21 protein-coding genes are annotated in these 16,356 nt (G+C 62.6%); 14 read left to right on the top strand and 7 right to left on the bottom strand.

The window, feature by feature from the left end; genetic code table 11:
• The first annotated feature begins 28 nt into the window (after positions 1-28).
• From E2I15_RS13850 to E2I15_RS13835, 4 genes are all read left to right on the top strand, one after another.
• Positions 29-904 carry a branched-chain amino acid ABC transporter permease gene (locus E2I15_RS13850; protein WP_018270667.1) on the top strand — a complete coding sequence of 292 codons (876 nt, stop codon included), beginning with the start codon at positions 29-31 and terminating at the stop codon, positions 902-904.
• Position 905: 1 nt separating this feature from the next.
• Positions 906-1,832 carry a branched-chain amino acid ABC transporter permease gene (locus tag E2I15_RS13845; protein WP_137476427.1) on the top strand — a complete coding sequence of 309 codons (927 nt, stop codon included), beginning with the start codon at positions 906-908 and terminating at the stop codon, positions 1,830-1,832.
• Entirely contained in the window at positions 1,832-3,310 is a 1,479-nt protein-coding gene (locus tag E2I15_RS13840; protein WP_137476426.1) for an ATP-binding cassette domain-containing protein, read from the top strand. Before E2I15_RS13845 ends, E2I15_RS13840 begins: the two co-directional genes overlap by 1 nt.
• A 98-nt stretch (positions 3,311-3,408) precedes the next feature.
• Complete coding sequence (locus E2I15_RS13835; protein WP_016841804.1) at positions 3,409-4,653, top strand: ABC transporter substrate-binding protein; 1,245 nt, start codon at positions 3,409-3,411, stop codon at positions 4,651-4,653.
• 56 nt (positions 4,654-4,709) lie between these two features.
• Here the strand turns inward: E2I15_RS13835 and E2I15_RS13830 are convergent, their stop codons facing one another.
• Both E2I15_RS13830 and E2I15_RS13825 read right to left on the bottom strand, forming a co-directional pair.
• A complete protein-coding gene (locus E2I15_RS13830; RefSeq protein WP_137476425.1) occupies positions 4,710-5,924 on the bottom strand; it encodes an NAD(P)/FAD-dependent oxidoreductase in 1,215 nt (404 codons plus the stop codon).
• 237 nt (positions 5,925-6,161) lie between these two features.
• A complete protein-coding gene (locus tag E2I15_RS13825; RefSeq protein WP_137476424.1) occupies positions 6,162-7,796 on the bottom strand; it encodes a thiamine pyrophosphate-requiring protein in 1,635 nt (544 codons plus the stop codon).
• A 425-nt stretch (positions 7,797-8,221) separates the two neighbouring features.
• On the opposite strand from E2I15_RS13825, the gene E2I15_RS13820 reads away from it, so the two are divergent.
• Positions 8,222-8,386, top strand: coding sequence for a Flp family type IVb pilin (locus tag E2I15_RS13820; RefSeq protein WP_016841801.1), 165 nt, complete (start codon positions 8,222-8,224; stop codon positions 8,384-8,386).
• 29 nt (positions 8,387-8,415) lie between these two features.
• Here E2I15_RS13820 and E2I15_RS13815 read toward each other — a convergent pair whose 3' ends face one another.
• Both E2I15_RS13815 and ku read right to left on the bottom strand, forming a co-directional pair.
• A complete protein-coding gene (locus E2I15_RS13815; protein ID WP_137476423.1) occupies positions 8,416-8,646 on the bottom strand; it encodes a hypothetical protein in 231 nt (76 codons plus the stop codon).
• Positions 8,647-8,814: 168 nt separating this feature from the next.
• Positions 8,815-9,792, bottom strand: coding sequence for a non-homologous end joining protein Ku (gene ku, locus E2I15_RS13810; protein WP_137476422.1), 978 nt, complete (start codon positions 9,790-9,792; stop codon positions 8,815-8,817).
• A 265-nt stretch (positions 9,793-10,057) separates the two neighbouring features.
• On the opposite strand from ku, the gene E2I15_RS38735 reads away from it, so the two are divergent.
• The 7 genes from E2I15_RS38735 (at position 10,058) to E2I15_RS13785 (ending at position 13,622) form a co-directional block, all read left to right on the top strand.
• Complete coding sequence (locus E2I15_RS38735) at positions 10,058-10,210, top strand: hypothetical protein (RefSeq protein WP_016841798.1); 153 nt, start codon at positions 10,058-10,060, stop codon at positions 10,208-10,210.
• Positions 10,211-10,358: 148 nt separating this feature from the next.
• On the top strand, positions 10,359-10,532 hold the full coding sequence (locus E2I15_RS13805; RefSeq protein ID WP_155262370.1) for a hypothetical protein: 174 nt from the start codon (positions 10,359-10,361) through the stop codon (positions 10,530-10,532).
• A gap of 96 nt (positions 10,533-10,628) precedes the next feature.
• Positions 10,629-10,787: a hypothetical protein gene (locus E2I15_RS38730; protein WP_016841796.1), complete on the top strand. Its 159-nt coding sequence runs from the start codon at positions 10,629-10,631 to the stop codon at positions 10,785-10,787.
• A gap of 528 nt (positions 10,788-11,315) precedes the next feature.
• Positions 11,316-11,588: a hypothetical protein gene (locus E2I15_RS13800; RefSeq protein WP_137476421.1), complete on the top strand. Its 273-nt coding sequence runs from the start codon at positions 11,316-11,318 to the stop codon at positions 11,586-11,588.
• Between the two features lie 55 nt (positions 11,589-11,643).
• A complete protein-coding gene (locus E2I15_RS13795; RefSeq protein WP_038387967.1) occupies positions 11,644-12,060 on the top strand; it encodes a hypothetical protein in 417 nt (138 codons plus the stop codon).
• A gap of 94 nt (positions 12,061-12,154) precedes the next feature.
• A complete protein-coding gene (locus tag E2I15_RS13790; RefSeq protein ID WP_422109806.1) occupies positions 12,155-13,183 on the top strand; it encodes an NAD-dependent epimerase in 1,029 nt (342 codons plus the stop codon).
• A 181-nt stretch (positions 13,184-13,364) separates the two neighbouring features.
• Positions 13,365-13,622: a hypothetical protein gene (locus tag E2I15_RS13785; protein WP_246667886.1), complete on the top strand. Its 258-nt coding sequence runs from the start codon at positions 13,365-13,367 to the stop codon at positions 13,620-13,622.
• A gap of 479 nt (positions 13,623-14,101) precedes the next feature.
• Here E2I15_RS13785 and E2I15_RS13780 read toward each other — a convergent pair whose 3' ends face one another.
• Positions 14,102-14,368, bottom strand: a complete 267-nt coding sequence (locus tag E2I15_RS13780; protein WP_137476420.1) for a hypothetical protein — start codon at positions 14,366-14,368, stop codon at positions 14,102-14,104.
• A gap of 28 nt (positions 14,369-14,396) precedes the next feature.
• Between E2I15_RS13780 and E2I15_RS13775 the strand changes: the two genes are divergently transcribed.
• Positions 14,397-14,606 (top strand): hypothetical protein, encoded by a 210-nt coding sequence (locus tag E2I15_RS13775; protein WP_016841790.1) that lies wholly within the window; start codon positions 14,397-14,399, stop codon positions 14,604-14,606.
• Positions 14,607-14,791: 185 nt separating this feature from the next.
• On the opposite strand, the gene E2I15_RS13770 is transcribed toward E2I15_RS13775, so the two are convergent.
• The gene (locus E2I15_RS13770; protein ID WP_137476419.1) at positions 14,792-14,980 is read right to left on the bottom strand and encodes a hypothetical protein; all 189 of its coding nucleotides are present in this window, start codon (positions 14,978-14,980) and stop codon (positions 14,792-14,794) included.
• 667 nt (positions 14,981-15,647) lie between these two features.
• On the opposite strand from E2I15_RS13770, the gene E2I15_RS13765 reads away from it, so the two are divergent.
• Positions 15,648-16,022 carry a helix-turn-helix domain-containing protein gene (locus E2I15_RS13765; protein ID WP_018270679.1) on the top strand — a complete coding sequence of 125 codons (375 nt, stop codon included), beginning with the start codon at positions 15,648-15,650 and terminating at the stop codon, positions 16,020-16,022.
• Between the two features lie 13 nt (positions 16,023-16,035).
• On the opposite strand, the gene E2I15_RS13760 is transcribed toward E2I15_RS13765, so the two are convergent.
• Positions 16,036-16,341: a hypothetical protein gene (locus E2I15_RS13760; protein ID WP_016841787.1), complete on the bottom strand. Its 306-nt coding sequence runs from the start codon at positions 16,339-16,341 to the stop codon at positions 16,036-16,038.
• Positions 16,342-16,356: the final 15 nt, after the last annotated feature.

Raw genomic sequence — 16,356 nt, 5'->3', positions numbered from 1 at the left:
GCAGCCCTGCTGCCGCGGCCAATCTGAGATGCTTGCCCTACAAATCCTGATCGATGGCTTTGCCATCAGTGCGCTCTATGCGCTCGGTGCGACCGGCTTCACCCTGATCTTCGGAGTCTCCGGCGTCCTCAACCTCTCCCACGGTGCCATCATGGTCGCCGCAGCGGTCGCGGCCTGGGCCGCGGCCAGCGTGCTGCACCTCGACATCTACACCGGCGCGCTGTTCGGTGTCGGCGTCGCGCTGATCGTGTCGTTCGCGACCTATTTCGCGGTCGTCAAGCCGATCCAGAATTCGAGGCGGATCCCCAACGAGGAGAAGGAAATCTTCGTCCTCACCGGCACCCTGCTGTGGGGCATCATGATCCAGGAGTTGATCGCCTATTTCTTCACCAACAACGCCAAGACGGTGTTGCCGATCGTCGAGGGTGTTGTCGACATCTTCGGCAACCGCACGCCGCGCAACAATATCTTCACCGCGCTGGTCTGCTGCCTCGTGATCGGCCTGCTGTGGCTGCTGGTGAACCGCACCAGGACCGGCAAGGCGGTGCTGGCGGCCTCGATGAACCCGCGCGGCGTCACGCTGCTCGGGCTCGAGCTCACCCAGATCTACATCGTGGTGTGGGGCATCTACGGCATTCTCGCCGGCATCGCCGGCGTGCTGCTCGGCATGTTCCTCGGCGTCAGCTCCTACAGCGTCGGGCCGCTGACCGCGAGCGCGTTCTCGATCGTCGTGCTCGGCGGCCTCGGCAGCGTGTCGGGCTCGCTTATCGCAGCCTTCGTCGTCGGCTATCTCGAGACCATCACGGCCTACATGATCTCGCCGGCCTATCGCACCATTCCGGCGCTGCTGCTTCTGGTGTTCGTGATGTATATCCGGCCTCAAGGCCTGCTCGGGAGGCGCTGAGATGGCCAGCTTCTTTTCCTCGCGCCTGTTCTTCATTTCGCTGGCCTGCGTGGTGGTCGCCGCGACGCTGCCGTTCTACGTCTCGGGCTACATCCTCGGGCTGCTGACCGTCGCGTTCTATTTCGGCGTGTTCGCGATGGCCTGGGACCTCCTGTTCGGCTTCGCCGGCGAGGTCAATTTCGGGCCAACCTTCCTGATCGGCACCGGCGCCTACACCGCAGGGATCCTCAACAACCAGTTCGGCTGGTCGGTCTACGTCTGCATCCTGCTCGGCGCGCTGGCGTCGGTGGTCGCGGGCTTCGTGCTGGCGCTGCCGGCGCTGCGGGTGAGGGGGCCGTATTTCGGCCTCACCACGCTGGTCGCGGTCTTGATGCTGCAGAACTTCGTCGTGGTGTTCGCCGATCTCACCGGCGGCGAGATCGGGCTCACCATCCCGGACGTCATCACCATCAATGCCGGCGCCAACTACTGGATCGCGCTCGGCTTCATGACCGTGAGCGCGGCCATCCTCTACGGCCTGTCGCAATCGCCTGTCGGTCTCGTGCTGCAGGCGAGCGGGCAGGACCCGGTGCAGGCCGGCGCGCTCGGCTTCAACATCGTCAAGCACAAGCTGGCGGCCTTCATCGTCAGCGCCTTCTTCTCGGGACTGTCGGGCGCGCTGCTGGTGTTCTACTTCGGCACCGCCTCGGTCGGCACTGTGGTCGACGTCGCGGTCGGCGTGAACGTGATCGTGTCCGCGGTGCTCGGCGGCCGGCGCACGGTGCTGGGGGCCGCGTTAGGCGCGATCTTCCTGATCGTGGCCGGCGAATTCCTGCGTCCGACCGGCGAGCTTGCGACCTTCATCGTCTCGGCGGTGGCGCTGCTCGTCGTCCTGTTCTTCCCCGGCGGTTTCCTCGGAGCGGCCCTGTCACGCGAGGCGCGCTCTTAATGGATCAGACCGTGACCACAGCAACGCTCACCGTCCGCGGATTGACCAAGCGATTCGGCGGCTTGACCGCCGTGAAGAACCTGTCGTTCGACCTGCATCCCGGCGAGATCCTCGGCCTGATCGGGCCGAACGGCTCGGGCAAGTCGACCGCGATGAAGAGCGTGATGGGCATCGAGCGCCCGACCGCGGGCGAGGTGCTGTTCGAAGGCGAGAACGTCGCCGGCCTGCCAGCGCACAAGATCGCGCGCAAGGGTTTTGGCATGGTGTTCCAGCACTCGCGGCCGCTGAACCGGCAGACCGTGCTGGAGAACATCATGGTCGCGCTGTTGCCTGACAGCCTGTTCATGCTGTTTCCCGACAAGGCGCTGACCGAGCGCGCCAAATGGATCGCCGAGCGCGTCGGGCTGGGGGCGGTGACGGACCGCCGCCCGCCGACGCTGCCGTTCGCCGACCTGCGCCGGCTGGAATTGGCGAAGGCGATCGCGCGCGACCCCAAGGTCGTGCTGGTCGACGAGCCCTTCGCCGGTCTCACCAGCGCCGAGGTCGGCACCTTCTCCGCATTGATCCGCAGCTTCCGCGACGAGGGCCGCGCGGTGATGCTGGTCGACCACAACGTCAAGAGCGTCGCGGCGCTGGTCGACCGCGTGCTCGCGATGTATCTCGGCGAGGAGATTACGACCGGCCGCGCCGAGGACGTGATGAGGAACGAGACCGTGCGGCGGGTCTATCTCGGCGGCGCGATCGAGACCCATGCGCGGCCCGAGACCTCCTTCAAGGACAAGGTGCCGCTGCTGCAGGTCGAGAATGTCAGCGTGCATTACGGCAAGGCGCAGGCGCTGGAGAACGTCTCGATCCACGTCCATGAGGGCGAGTTCGTCTCCGTCGTCGGCCTCAATGGCGCCGGCAAGACCACGCTGTTCAACACCATCTCGGGCTTCCTGCCCTATACCGGCGATATCCTGCGCGGCGGGCAGCCACTGCGCGGCACGGGGCCTGCGAAGATCGCCCGCTCGGGTCTCGTGCAATGTCCGGAATCGCGCGAATTGTTCGGCGAGATGACGGTGCGGGAAAACCTCGATCTCGGCGGCCAGCATCTCGACGACGCGGCGAGGGCCAAGCAGCTCGCCTGGCTGTTCGAGCTATTCCCGATCCTGAAGGAGCGCCAGGGCCAGATGGCGCAGACATTGTCCGGCGGCGAGCAGCAGATGCTGGCGATCGGCCGCGCGCTGATGATGCAGCCGCAGATCCTGATCCTCGACGAGCCGACGCTGGGGCTTGCGCCTGTTATCCTCGAGCTGCTGTCGAAGGCGCTGGAGAAGCTGCGTCAGACCACCAAGATCACGGTGCTGCTGGGCGAGCAGAACGTGACGTTCGCGCTTCCGCATGCCGACCGCGTCTATGTGCTGGAGCACGCGCGGATCGTCTGGGAGGGCGATCCGGGCCGGTTCGCCGCGGAGGCCGGCAAGGACTTTCTCTGAGTCTTTTTTTGACGCGTTTTCTTAACGCGAACCGCTTCGCACTTCGCTTGAAAACACTACGCGAAAATTGAAAAGAAGAAAGCAAAACAACGGAGACCATGATGACAGCATATTCAACCGCGACCCGCGTGAGCCTGTTGGCCTCGGCGCTCGCGCTCTGCCTCGCAGCGCCGGCCTACGCGCAGTCCAAGGACCCGATCAAGATCGGCATCATTGCCGAAGTGCAGTCGATCGCGGGTGCGGCGACGCCGGGCGGCGCGCAGATCGCGGCCGACGAGATCAACGCCAAGGGCGGCGTGATGGGCCGCAAGATCGAGATCGTCACCTACGACAACAAGAGCTCGTCGGCGGACTCGGTGCGCGCCTTCCAGCGCGCGGTGAGCGAGGACAAGGTCTCCGCCGTGATCGCGAGCTACATCAGCGAGGTCGTGCTGGCGCTCGAGCCGTGGGCCTCGCGGCTGAAGATGCCGCTGATCACGCCCGGCGCCGCGTCGAACGAGATCACCAAGGCGGTGCACAACGACTATGAGAAGAACAAGTACACCTTCCACGGCTACCTGACCTCGGCCGCGCAGGCGCAGCTGGTCTGCGATGCGGCCAAGGAGCTGCTGGTCGACCAGCTCAAGTTCAAGTCGGTCGCGATCATGAGCGAGGACGCGGCCTGGACCAAGCCGCTCGACGTCGGCTACGAGGCTTGCCTGCCGAAGGCGGGCCTGAAGGTGGTCGAGCACATCCGCTTCTCGCCCGACACCACCGACTTCACGCCGATCTTCAACAAGATGGAAGCCGCCAAGCCAGACGTGATCGTCACCGGCATCTCCCATGTCGGCGTGCAGCCGACCGTGCAGTGGAAGAACCAGCAGGTGCCGATCCCGATGTTCGGCATCAGCGCGCAGGCGCTGAGCCCGACCTTCTGGGGCGACACCAACGGCGCGGCCGAGGGCGTGCCCTCGCTCGCGGTGGCGACACCCGATGTTGCCGTCACGCCGAAGACCAAGCCGTTCGCGGCGGCGTTCAAGGCCAAGTTCGGCACGCCGCCGGCCTATACCGGCTACACCGCCTATGACGAGGTCTACATCATCGCCGAGGCAATCCAGCGCGCCGGCTCGACCGATCCGGACAAGATGGTGACCGAGCTCGAGAAGACCGACTTCGAGGGCACGATCGGCAAGATCCAGTTCTATGGCAAGAACGACGAGTTCACCCACGGCATCAAGTCCGGTCCGGGCGCCGTCACCGGCCTCGTGTTCCAGTGGCAGGGCGGCAAGCAGATCACGGTCTGGCCGAAGGCGATCGCCGAGGGCCAGATGAAGTTTCCGAACTTCGTGAAGCTGTCGCAGTAATCGCGGCGCGAGTGTTAAGGCGACCAGGGGCGGTCATGCGGTGGCCGCCCCTTTTGTTATTTGCGCGTCGGCGGCGCCGTCTGGATCGTCGGCGCGGCCGCCGCGAGCAGCGCGGCACGGTCGCCGTTGCGCGGCGGATAGATGCGCTGCCGGTTGATGGTCTGCTTGGTGAGCTTGGCGGCGGCGCCGGTGGTGTGCACCTCGCGGTCCCAGCCGGTGGTGTAGAGCGCGCCCCAGGCGCCGAGATCGAGCACCGTCACATACCAGTCGATATTGAGCGGCAGCAGCTTTTCACCAAACAGATCCGCGACCACATTGTGGCCGGCGAAGCGGCCCATCGGCCGCGCGAACTGGCACGACATCACGGTCGGGTGCTTGCCGTCGATCAGGCAGGCGGCGACGTCGCCGGCGGCGAAGACGTCCGGCAGGCCTTCGACGCGCATGGTGTGGTCGACTTTGATGCGGCCGAGCGCGTCGCGCCTGGCCGGCAGCGAGGCGGCGAGGGGGCTGGCGCGCATGCCGGCGCACCACACCACGGTCTTGGTCGGAATGATCTCGCCGCTATCGAGCGTGATGCTGTGGGCGCCGACGGCACTGACCCGGACATTCAGCCGCGTCTCGACGCCCAGCGTGGCCAGCGCCTCGTTGATGACCGGGCGGCCATGCGCGCCGAAGGTCGCGCCGACCACGGGATTGGGATCGATCAGGATGACCCGATGATCGCCGGTGATGCCGGCGTGCGCCAGCTTGGCCGGCATCTCGGCCGCGACCTCGATCCCGGTGAACCCTGCGCCGACGACCGCGACGGTCGCGCGCGCCTCCGACGGCGGCTCTTTGCCGAGCGCTGCCAGATGCGCGTCGAGCCGCATCGCCGCTTCATACGTGTCGACATCGAAGCCGTGGGCGGCCAAGCCTGAGATGGCGGGGCGGACCAGCTCGCTGCCGGTGGTCAGCACCAGCCGGTCGTAGCTCAGAACCTCCGAAGCCGCGCTGGTCGTGACCGTGACTTCGCGCTTCGCCGGATCGATCGCCGCGACCTCGGCCACCCTGTGCCTGACGCCGACCGGATCGAGCAATTCGTTGAGCGGCAGCGCGACGTCGCCGAGATCGACCTCGTAGTTGCGTACCCGGATGTTGTGATAGGCGTTGCGATCGACGACGAGGATTTCGGTGTCCGCTGCCCGCGCGCCGATCTCGTCGCGCTTGCGGGCTGCGCCGAGCGCGGCCCATAGCCCGGCAAAGCCGGCCCCCAGCACCAGGATGCGCGCCATCTCTCCCCTCCGAAGTTGCACCGGAGGGAGCTTGCCTGCGCTGGCGATGTCAAATCAAGTGGGGAGGCAAGGCCGAGTCGCTGCGCGCCGGAGCCCGGCCAATGAACTCGCGCTTGCCGCGAGTTCGTCATGCCCGGCCTTGTGCCGGGCATCCACGTCTTCCTGGATTGGGCAGGAAGCAGACGTTGATGGCCGGGACAAGCCCGGCCATGACGGAGATAGGCGTGTGAGGTGCCCTCACGTCCCCGGCCGCGAGACCTCGGTCTCCTTGCTGGTGATGAACTCCAGCAGCACCGGCACGCCTTCCCTGGTCTTCCGGATGCCGCGCTTGATCGCGGGGATGATGTCCTCGGGCTTGGTCACACGCTCGCCGTAGCCGCCGAACGCGCGGGCCATCGCGGCGTAATCGCCGGAGATGTCGGTCGAGCGGTATTTCTCGGTCGAGATCGGCATCACCTTCAATTCGATCGCCATCGAGAAATTGTTGAGCAGAATCGACATGATCGGAATCCGCTCGCGCACCGCGGTCTCGAAATCCATTCCCGTAAAGCCGATCGCGGCGTCGCCCCAGACATTGATGCAGAGCTTGTCCGGCTTTGCCAGTTTGGCGCCCATCGCAAGGCCGAGGCCATAGCCGAGCTGCGTGGTCTTGCCCCAGCCGATATAGGACAGCGGCTCGACCGACTTCCAGAACGGCGAAAGCTGGTCGCGCGGGCTGCCGGCGTCGTGGGTGATGATGGTGTTGTGGATGTCGACGGTGTGCTGCAGATCCCACAGCACGCGGTAGGGATTGAGCGGCGCGTCGTTGTGCGTCAGCTTCGGCATCCACTTGGCGAGCCACTCCTTGTGGGAGGCGGCGATCTCCTCGGCGACCGCGCTGGCGTTGCGGTCCGTGGTCACCGTCTTGCCGATCTCCTCCAGCAGCGCGTCGAGCACCAGGCCGGCGTCGCCGACGAGGCCGACCTTGGCCTCGACATCCTTGTTGATGTGGTTCGGATCGAGCGTCGAATGGATGATGGTCTTGCCTTTCGGCATCGCGATGCCGAACGACGTCTCGGTGAGGGAGCAGCCGATACCGAAGATCACGTCGGCTTCCGAAAGAAATTTCGGCACCGCGCGCGGCACGGCGAGGCCGCCGGAGCCGAGCGAGAGCGGGTGCGTCTCGGGGAAGGACGACTTGCCGCCGAGGCTGGTGGTAACCGGGATCGCGAGCCGTTCGGCGAGGCGCTTCAGCTGCGGCCAGGCCTTTGCATAGTGAACGCCTTGGCCGGCATAGATCACCGGATGTCTTGCATTCACGAGTAGCGCCGCTGCCTCTTTCACATGCACGGGGTCGGCGCCGTAGCGGGTGCGCAGCACCGGCGTGTAGTTCAGGGGCTCCGGCACCTCCTCGTTCCACATGTCGGCGGGGATTTCGACGATAACCGGCCCGCCGCGGCCGTTCTTCAATCTTGTGAACGCCCGCCGAAAGATGTTGCAGACCTCCGCGGCGATGTTGATCGGCTCCGACGATTTCGAGAACGCCTTCATCGCCTGGCTGGAATTGAAGTTCGGGTCGATATTCGCGAGCCGGCGCGCATAGCCCATCGGCAGCACCAGGACGGGCACGGATTCGCCGTAGCACTGCGCGACGCCGCCCATCGCATTCTCGGCCCCGGGGCCGTGCTGCATGCAGAAGGCGCCGATCTTCTCGCCCGAGGTGACGCGGGAGATCGCATCCGCCATGTGCACGCCGATGCGCTCCTGGCGCACCATCACCGGGCGGATGTCGGCATTGGCGGCGTATTCGATCAGGTGGTTGACCGGGTAGCCCGTGAGGATCTCGATGCCTTCGCGCTTCATGATTTCCGCGATCGCGGTGCCGAGCTTCATGACGGTCACTCCCTTTGCATGCGGCCGGTTCGCTCCGGCCTCGTTGTCGCCTGTCCGATAAAGGAACAGGATTCCGCGGCACCGGTAAAGCGCGGCCGGGGCCGGATCAGGTAGTCCTGATATGCGTTTACGAGCGGAGCTGTTGCCGGTCGGACAGGATCAGAACAGAGCTCTTAAATTCTTGTTTTGACGCGTTTTCTTTGCGCGAGTCGGTGTCGCCTTCGCTGGAAAGCGCTCCGGCCGCGGCCCGGCGCCTCGCCCGGCGACAACCCGATGCAGGCAGAACTAGCAGGGAAACTCGCTGCAACTTTTAAGCGACCGTTCATCCTTTCCCTCAATGGGCCGTCAACCAATGTGGCCTAGTTTGGCCGGCATATTACTACGGCGCGGGAGAAAAAGCCGCGAGCGTCGGACAGGAGCTTTTCATGCGCGCGTTGATGGCAAGGTTTCTGCGTGATGAGGTCGGGGCGACGGCCATTGAATACGCCATCATCGCCGGCGGCATCAGCATCGTGATCGTCGCCGGCGTCAGGGGCATCGGCACCAGTGTAAGCGGCCAATTCAATGCCGTCAGTTCGGCATTCAAGTAAGTGCTGCAGGCAGCCCGGCATTTTCGGATTCAGTCGTCCCCATTCAACGCGCGCAGCATCGCGATGCGCGCGAACATCAACCAGCCGGCACCTTGTTCCGCCGCATTGATCAGATGCTCGACCGCGATCTGCCAGCGCGTCTCCTGCTGGGTGTCTTCCGATAGCTTCATGATGTAGTCGGCAGCCTGCTGCAGCGTTACCAGCGTGCCGCCGCGATGCAGCGCGATCGGTTCGTCAAACGGCGTCGACCAGGGCGACATCTCAGGCGCTGTGGACCGGGCTCATCTTGCGGTCGCTGCGCTAAAACATGATCCGGAAAAGTGCGAAGCGGTTTTCCCTCGCGACAAACGCGGGACGCGTTTGCGCGGAGATCATGCTCAAACAAAGAGCTAAAGCGCGATGACGGTTCAACCCAATCACATCGCGCTTTAGCCCGCCTTCTTCCGCGCCGCGGTGCCCTGGCCGCGCGTTGTCTTCTCGGCCTTCTTCGGCTCGGGCTTGGTGGCCTCCTTGGGCTCGCGCTTGCCGCTGCCCGAGATCGGCAGCAGCATTTCGCGCTGGCCCTCGATGCGCTTCTTCGGCTTCTTGCCCTTCGCCGCCTTTGCTTCGGCCTTGGCGGGAGCTGCCTGCTTCTCGTTGGCGAGGCTCTTCTTCAGCGCGTCCATCAGGTTGATGACGTTGCCGCTGGTCTTCGCCGCGGGCTTGGCAACCTTGATGCCGTTGCGCTTCTGGTTGATCAGGTCGATCAGCGCCTGCTCGTAGCGGTCCTCGAACTCCTCCGGATCGAACTCAGCGGACTTCTGCTCGACGATGTGCTTGGCGAGATCCAGCATATCCTTGGTGATCTTCACATCCTGGATGTCGTCGAAATATTCCTTCTCGCTGCGCACCTCATACGGGTAGCGCAACAGCGTGCCCATCAGCCCGTTATCGAGCGGCTCGAGCGCGATGATGTGCTCGCGGTTGGTCAGCACCACGCGGCCGATCGCGACCTTGTTCAGGCTGCGGATGGTCTCGCGGATCACCGCAAAGGCGTCGTGGCCGACCTTGCCGTCGGGAACGAGGTAGTAGGGGCGGATCAGATAGCGGCTGTCGATCTCGCTGCGCGGCACGAATTCGTCGATCTCGATGGTGCGGGTCGAATCCAGCGCGATGTCGTCGAGTTCTTCCTTGGTGACCTCGATATAGGTGTCGGTGTCGACCTTGTAGCCCTTCATGATGTCTTCGGTGGAGACTTCCTCGCCGGTCTCCGCGTCGACCTTGGCGTATTTGATCCGGTGGCCGGTCTTGCGGTTGATCTGGTTGAAGGAGACCTTTTCGGTATCCGATGTCGCCGGGTACAGGGCAACCGGGCAAGTCACGAGCGAAAGGCGCAAAAAGCCCTTCCAATTGGCGCGAGGGGCCATGGGGGAAACTCCGGGGAAACTCCGATTACGCAACCGACGGAACGGTCTAGGATAACACTGGGAACCCCAGTTTGAAACAACACGGTCCGGTGAATCTCGCAACGGCGTTAACCGTGGCCTCGAGCTGCGCCGGTTTGACGCGGCGGGCGGGACTGCCGTCGGGGCAGCCGTCAAAGCGCTCGGAACATCGCTCCCGATCACGCGTTGGCTGTCGAAGGAGAGCGGCAAACGCCGGAATTACAGCCACTTAAGCGAAGAGGTTGCCATGGCAACGGAACGACACGGTCAAATTGTTGAAACCCCGACCGAGGCGCGCCAGGCCGAGCCTGGACCTTCGGTTCTTGCGCTGCTCACGGCCTCGACAGGGCTTGCTGTCCTGATCCTCGGCATTGTCTGGTTCGCCTTTTTCCGCGTGTGAGGCGATGATCATTGGTTGGCCGTGTGCGAGGACTCGATTGTTAGACTGAGAGGCGGGGCGAAGCAGGCAGATTACTCCCGGGAAGAATCCGTTCGGTCGATCGCGTCGGCTTCCGGCGCGCGGCTATCCCGCGTGCGGGCCACATCGCATGGTCAAGCTGCACGATCGTCTTGACGTACGGACGCGACGTCGATCGGAACAGAATGCAAGCGGAAATTCCGGCGCGCGGGTTGCCGCGATCGCCGACGTCGAATTCCAGATCGCGTCGAATGGAATTTCCCTGAGCGATGGCGTGCGGCTCGGTGGCGTTTTGCAGCGGTGATCTGTGATGCGCGAGGCGAATGGCTGCGGCGACGCGTCACGAGATCATCGAAATTGACTGCTAGCTGATTTGAATCAGATACGCCTTGAGCCTGAGATGTTCTATTCGCAAGAAGAAAAAAACTCGTTGCTGGCCCGCCTCAAGGAGAAAAGCGTTTCAGGTGTCTTCGTCGGATTGACGGTGCTGGCGATGGCAGGGTGGATTTATCTTCTCAGCTCGATGTTCCTGAAATTCATGCTCTGGTGGTTCTCCTGAGACGTTGTCTCGCGAGAACAACTATTGTTGACGCCTGATCATTGTTGCGCCGTCAGATTGCACAAAAATTCCAGCGGCTGAACAATCTTTCGGCGCGTCCAATCATGATGTCGTCACAACTTCGAATGTTAATAACATCGGGGCGAACGTGGACAATTGTGATGGTTTCTTCTGCTCTGATTCTCGCGGCGGTGTTCGTCGCAGGCTTCTTCTCCGGTTTCGCTGCGCGCTCGTGGCGATCGCACAAGCGCCGCGCGCAATATCGGATCTATGCACCGTATGTGGCGCCATCAGCCGCGAGATCGTCGAGGCGGGACCAGCCGGTCAGTGCGTTCGGCCACATGCGTCGTGCGTTCTAGCGGAGTAGTTCGATCGAGGTAGCGCGACGGTGTGCTTTGAGTTGGGGTTGGCTGGCAGCATGCAATCGGTCATCATGTCCGCGTCCGTTGCGGCAGGCGGGTTGGTTGCGTGCCGGCGTGCGCCTGATCTCGTCGCCAGCCTCGCGGATCGCAAGGGAACTTTCACGTCATGAGTGATCTCAGGGGGCATTCGCCGAGGCGGTATGTCGTCGATGTCAGTGGCAAGCGCGTGCTGGTCGGGCTGACGCTTGAGGAGACGTCGGAGTTCGAGGACCTGGACTCCTCGCTGCCGGGACTGGCGGACGGGGACGGGACGGGCCTGGTGCCGTCAGCCGGTGAGGGACGGTGGCTCGAACTCTATGACAAGCACGACAAGGCCTGGATCAAGTGGAAAGCCGACCTGAGGGCCGGGCACGAGGGCAATTCATCCTTTTTTAACTAAGACCGGGCGATTTTTGACCTGTGCTGCCTAATGGGCCCGAACCGGATACTGACAGATGTTTCAGCTGTTTTTGCGGTCTCGCGCGCATGACCTGATCAGGTCGCGGCGCGGCGAGGAAGGTTTCAAGGCACGGTCGGCCGAGCGCGATGCCGAGACCGATCGCGCCCGGATCGGATCGATCATGGCCGCGATCGAGGCTGCGTTGCAGGCGGCCGAGAGCGAGCAATCCGGTCTTGGCCGCCGTGTCGATGATGTCCTGGCCCGCGCCGCGGTAACCCTCGGCAACGGCACCGACGAATATCTGGAACGCGAGGCGCTTGACAACTATCATCAAGACCTGTTTGACGCCGAGATCTCCAACGGCCAGCGCCGGCTGAAGGAGTTGGCGACCGAGATTGCGCACTTCAAGTTCATGAAGGCCGCGGTCCTGAGCCGCTTTCCGGACTACAAGCCTCCGGCCGCCGGCAACTGACGCCTAGCGGCGCGCAACGCAAAGGCAGCTGCAGCTGCCGCGTGTGACGGCGGATCCGGAAGGTCCGGCGCAAGGCGAAAGGCACAGGCAAAACGTGGTGATCGCAGGCAATCTACTCGTCACGGGCTGCGCCGGCTTCATCGGCTTCCATCTGGCGGAGCATCTGCTGCGGGCAGGGCAGCCGGTCATCGGCATCGACAATCTGAACGACTATTACGACCCGGCGCTCAAGCGCGCGCGCCTCGATCTGCTCAAGCAGCATCGTGGCTTCACCTTCGTGGAGCTCGACCTCGCCGACCGCGGCGGCATGAAGGCGCTGTTCGAGCGTTATCGCTTCGAGGTCGTGGTGCATCTCGCCGCGCAGGCCGGCGTGCGTTATTCCCTGCAGAACCCGCACGCCTATGCGGATTCCAATCTGGAGGGCTTCCTCAACATCCTTGAGGGCTGCCGGCACACCGCGTGCAAGCACCTGTTGTTTGCGTCCTCATCGTCGGTCTATGGCGCCAACACCAAGTTGCCGTTCTCGGTTCACGACAATGTCGACCATCCGGTCAGCCTGTACGCCGCGACCAAGAAGGCCAACGAGCTGATCGCCCATTCCTATAGCCATCTCTATCGCGTACCGGCGACCGGGCTGCGGTTTTTCACCGTGTATGGGACGTGGTATCGGCCGGACATGGCGCTCTATGCGTTCGCCGACGCGATCACCAAGGGCAAGCCGATCCAGCTGTTCAACAACGGCAACATGCGGCGCGACTTCACCTATGTCGACGACGTGGTCGAGGCGATGGTGCGGTTGATCGGCCGCGCGCCGGAGGGCGACGTCAACTGGTCGGGAGCGCATCCCGATCCGGGCTCGAGCCGGGCGCCGTGGCGGGTCTACAATATCGGCAACAGCAGGCCGGAAGAACTGATGCATGTGGTCGCGCTGCTCGAGCAGGGCTTCGGGCGGCAGGCCGAAAAGCAGTTGCTGCCGATGCAACCGGGAGATGTACTGGAGACGTCGGCCGACGTCTCCGACCTGGAGCGTGAAATCGGCTTCCGTCCGCAGACGCGGATCGAGGATGGCATTGCCAGGTTTGTCGCCTGGTATCGGGCCTATCACGACGTCGATCGGACCTAGGCGCCGCGAGAATCGACGTCACGTTTCAACGCGTGGTCAGAGCCTGATCTTCGCGCAAACGCGATCCGCGTATGTCGCGACGGAAAACCCCTTCGCGCTTTTCCGGATGATGCTTTAGTGCGCTCCTTGCGAGTCCGGGCTCGAGAAAAAAAACTGGTTCAGCTTGGAACGGAGTGTGGCAATGCGAGTTATATCCGGTTTTGCGATCGCTTCAGCCGTGATCATGATCTCCAGCGCGATGGTTCCGGCGCATGCGATCGACGTGCAGGTGGCGCGCGCCTGCGATGCTTTGGTGGCGAAGGCATTTCCGCCGCTGCAGCCCGGCAATCCCGCTTCCGGTAGCGCGAGGGGCGGTGCGAAAGCTCAGCGGGACTATTTCAACAAATGCGTCGCCAATGGTGGCAAGATGGACGACGATACGCCTACTAAATCGAAATAGCGCGCGATCGCGACGCGCGTTGGCGAATTAGCGATGCTTATGGCGAATCTTCGCTGTCGCTGCTGCTCGTGGCGACTGTGCAAGCGCGTGCGAGTGAAGCGGCAAGCGTGCGAAGGGCGTTCCGCTCCCTCTGTTCAAGCCGGACGCTTCGGTCCCGCTCATTTTTAATTAGAATAGCGCTAGCGCGTTTGGATCCGGCGGAGGCGAAATCGCGCTTGGTTCGATATCAAGCGTTGAATTCATTTCGCCGGATTGCTCGAGCGCTTCAGAACCGTCAGAGCTGCTTCAATATTCGCAACCGATCGAAACACTCTGCGATCCTTGATGGGCGTGGCAGCAGCAGATTTTGCGTCTACGGAGCAGCTTTGGTGGAATATCTTGTGTGCCCCTGAACGCGCCCTTTGACGTGCGATCGCTAACACGGCGACATTGTGATAGCCGGACAATGTACGTTCAGCATTTGCAAGACACGGCAGCCATCAATGATCACCGAGCAATATCATGCGCTTGGTAGAGCTTCTGCCGCGCATTGAGCCGCGTTTTCCAGCCGCGCGCCTTATCGCTGCCGCAGCCAACTCATCTGCACGACACATCAAAGGCCGCCGATCGAGCGCTTCGCGATCAGGTTGTGGAACCTGATTGAGAAAATTTAACTCGGAGCCGTGTTCGTCGCAAACCTGCCCCATTAACCGCATTCCATGTGCGCGGAATAACCCTGTCATCGAAACTTCAATCACATCGCTCATACCCTTAACCGCAGAGCGAGGGCGCGCCATGAAGCAGCACAAAGTTCAACATTTGCATCAGCCGATCGAAGAGGCGTTGCTCGCGACCAATCAATCGCTGCGCAACGAAGTTGTTGCGCTGATGCTTGATATCGCTGAGTTACGTGAAATCCAGGAACGCCCGGGCTCGTCGCGTTCGTTCGGCATGTCTCGTGAGCAGAACACCCCGCGCGTCGCGCTGCGCCGGGTTCACAGCTGAAGTCCGTCAGCCTATTTCTCACCGGCAGAATATGCGACCACATCCTCGCCGATCCGGCGAGCATGCTGGCGCGCCTGCAGCTGCGGACAATTCAATTCTAAATTGAAGAATGCGTCGGCCCAATGCTCGTTCAGGCGAGCTGGCGGACGTTGCTGCGGACAATCGCGGTCGTGAGGGTTGGGCGGTCAGTGCTCCTGCGCCACGGACTTGTGCGCCCCGGCATCGGACAGACGCTCGCGCAGGATCCAATTCTGCAAGACCAGTTCGACCGCGGTATGCCGCAGCTCGCGGTTTTCTGCGACAAGGCGTTCCAGGATGTCGGCCGCCTCGCTGGACGCGGGTTGGTTCCCTTCGAAGACCTTGAGACGCGCCATGGTGTCGATCCTCGCAAAAATGTTGATCAGAGACTGGCTCGGACAAGCGTCAGCACGGAATGATTCGTGGATGATCGGGCGGACGTGGTTCCGCCTGATGGCCTCGGGTGGGAAAGCGCTTAATTGATAATTCGTGGATCGAGTTATGAGTGTTAGGTCTCGTGAAAATAATCCTCAAATATGTTGAAACCCTCATGACACCTAACGTCCTAGTAACTACTGCTGGGCGTGTACGCCCGCAAGCGGCCGGACGCGAAAGTCGCGGGATTAATTTGTTAGAAATTTGTGAAAGTTGCGCTTGACCGATGAGGCGATTATCGCGGCGAGGCATGGCGCACTCACAATCTGTCGAGAGACCGATTGAACATTCTCGTTTGCTTCCCGTTTGAGAATGCAAACAGTGCGCCAGTTAACCAGATCAAGCTCTCATACACAGAAAGTCGTATAACTTTTTTTATCGGGCCCTTTCGGCGAAGGAATATTCCCCGTATATTCCGCTCAATACCTTGCAGCTTCGGCGTTTCTTCGCACTATGTGTTGCTGCCGACCGGCAAGTTCGAGGCTCCCGAAAGGCCCCCGGGAAACCCTCAATTTGAATTTCCTGTTGCATTTACATAGCTTATAGGCCATGCGATGATTGCTAATCTAGGGGGCAATGAGATGACCAATGAGGCGTCATTCTACTGAGGAGATCAGTTCCAAGGTCAAACAGGCCGAGGAACTCATGGCGCGCGGGCAGTCCCAGGCCCAAGCGTGCAAGGTGCTGGGCGTTAGCGTGATGACATTTCATCGCTGGCGCAAGCAGGAGGCCGCACGTGGCCACCAGGCGAATGGTACTGTTACCGAATTCGCCGCTCGCACCGATGATCGAGATGGGATCCCCCCCGTCCATAACCGTATTGATGAATTACGGCTGGAAAATGAACGGCTGCGCCGGATCGTGACCGACTTGCTGCTCGAGAAAATGAAGATCGAGGAAAAGCTTGCGCTCAGGTCCGGCGGCGGGAGCGGCTTGCCCCGCCGTGGTGAAGCCCAAAGCTGACGTAAGCTATCCGTTAGTGGATACGTGAAGGCCTGGGAGCCAGCAGCAGCTGGTCGCTCAGATGTGCCTTCTCCGACCTTGCGCGCAGCTCTTCGAAGATCGGACGCAGTCTGGCCTGTGCAAGGTCCAGACCTCTGACGATGTCCTGATTCGGCATGTCGGCCGGGAAGCGGGCCGCTCGCAGCTTGGTCTCGATCGCCTTGACCAGCACCTCGACGTCGTCGCGGTGCTGGCCTGCGACGAGTTCGGCGCCCATCAGGCGGATGAGATGGAGGAGGGCCACCAGCGCGGCCTCGGTTTCGCCAGCCGATGAACTCATGCGCGCTCTCTATCC

The organism is Bradyrhizobium sp. BR2003 (genome assembly GCF_009720285.1).
GTDB classification, from domain to species: domain Bacteria; phylum Pseudomonadota; class Alphaproteobacteria; order Rhizobiales; family Xanthobacteraceae; genus Bradyrhizobium; species Bradyrhizobium elkanii.
The sequence above is the reverse complement of the archived record's forward strand: the minus strand, read 5'-3'. Positions and strand labels throughout refer to the sequence as shown.

Coding starts and splice junctions, on each gene's coding strand:
- E2I15_RS13850 (WP_018270667.1), top strand. CDS start 29: ATGCTTGCCCTACAAATCCTGATCGATGGCTTTGCCATCAGTGCGCTC.
- E2I15_RS13845 (WP_137476427.1), top strand. CDS start 906: ATGGCCAGCTTCTTTTCCTCGCGCCTGTTCTTCATTTCGCTGGCCTGC.
- E2I15_RS13840 (WP_137476426.1), top strand. CDS start 1,832: ATGGATCAGACCGTGACCACAGCAACGCTCACCGTCCGCGGATTGACC.
- E2I15_RS13835 (WP_016841804.1), top strand. CDS start 3,409: ATGATGACAGCATATTCAACCGCGACCCGCGTGAGCCTGTTGGCCTCG.
- E2I15_RS13830 (WP_137476425.1), bottom strand. CDS start 5,924: ATGGCGCGCATCCTGGTGCTGGGGGCCGGCTTTGCCGGGCTATGGGCC.
- E2I15_RS13825 (WP_137476424.1), bottom strand. CDS start 7,796: ATGAAGCTCGGCACCGCGATCGCGGAAATCATGAAGCGCGAAGGCATC.
- E2I15_RS13820 (WP_016841801.1), top strand. CDS start 8,222: ATGCGCGCGTTGATGGCAAGGTTTCTGCGTGATGAGGTCGGGGCGACG.
- E2I15_RS13815 (WP_137476423.1), bottom strand. CDS start 8,646: ATGTCGCCCTGGTCGACGCCGTTTGACGAACCGATCGCGCTGCATCGC.
- ku (WP_137476422.1), bottom strand. CDS start 9,792: ATGGCCCCTCGCGCCAATTGGAAGGGCTTTTTGCGCCTTTCGCTCGTG.
- E2I15_RS38735 (WP_016841798.1), top strand. CDS start 10,058: ATGGCAACGGAACGACACGGTCAAATTGTTGAAACCCCGACCGAGGCG.
- E2I15_RS13805 (WP_155262370.1), top strand. CDS start 10,359: ATGGTCAAGCTGCACGATCGTCTTGACGTACGGACGCGACGTCGATCG.
- E2I15_RS38730 (WP_016841796.1), top strand. CDS start 10,629: ATGTTCTATTCGCAAGAAGAAAAAAACTCGTTGCTGGCCCGCCTCAAG.
- E2I15_RS13800 (WP_137476421.1), top strand. CDS start 11,316: ATGAGTGATCTCAGGGGGCATTCGCCGAGGCGGTATGTCGTCGATGTC.
- E2I15_RS13795 (WP_038387967.1), top strand. CDS start 11,644: ATGTTTCAGCTGTTTTTGCGGTCTCGCGCGCATGACCTGATCAGGTCG.
- E2I15_RS13785 (WP_246667886.1), top strand. CDS start 13,365: ATGCGAGTTATATCCGGTTTTGCGATCGCTTCAGCCGTGATCATGATC.
- E2I15_RS13780 (WP_137476420.1), bottom strand. CDS start 14,368: ATGAGCGATGTGATTGAAGTTTCGATGACAGGGTTATTCCGCGCACAT.
- E2I15_RS13775 (WP_016841790.1), top strand. CDS start 14,397: ATGAAGCAGCACAAAGTTCAACATTTGCATCAGCCGATCGAAGAGGCG.
- E2I15_RS13770 (WP_137476419.1), bottom strand. CDS start 14,980: ATGGCGCGTCTCAAGGTCTTCGAAGGGAACCAACCCGCGTCCAGCGAG.
- E2I15_RS13765 (WP_018270679.1), top strand. CDS start 15,648: ATGAGGCGTCATTCTACTGAGGAGATCAGTTCCAAGGTCAAACAGGCC.
- E2I15_RS13760 (WP_016841787.1), bottom strand. CDS start 16,341: ATGAGTTCATCGGCTGGCGAAACCGAGGCCGCGCTGGTGGCCCTCCTC.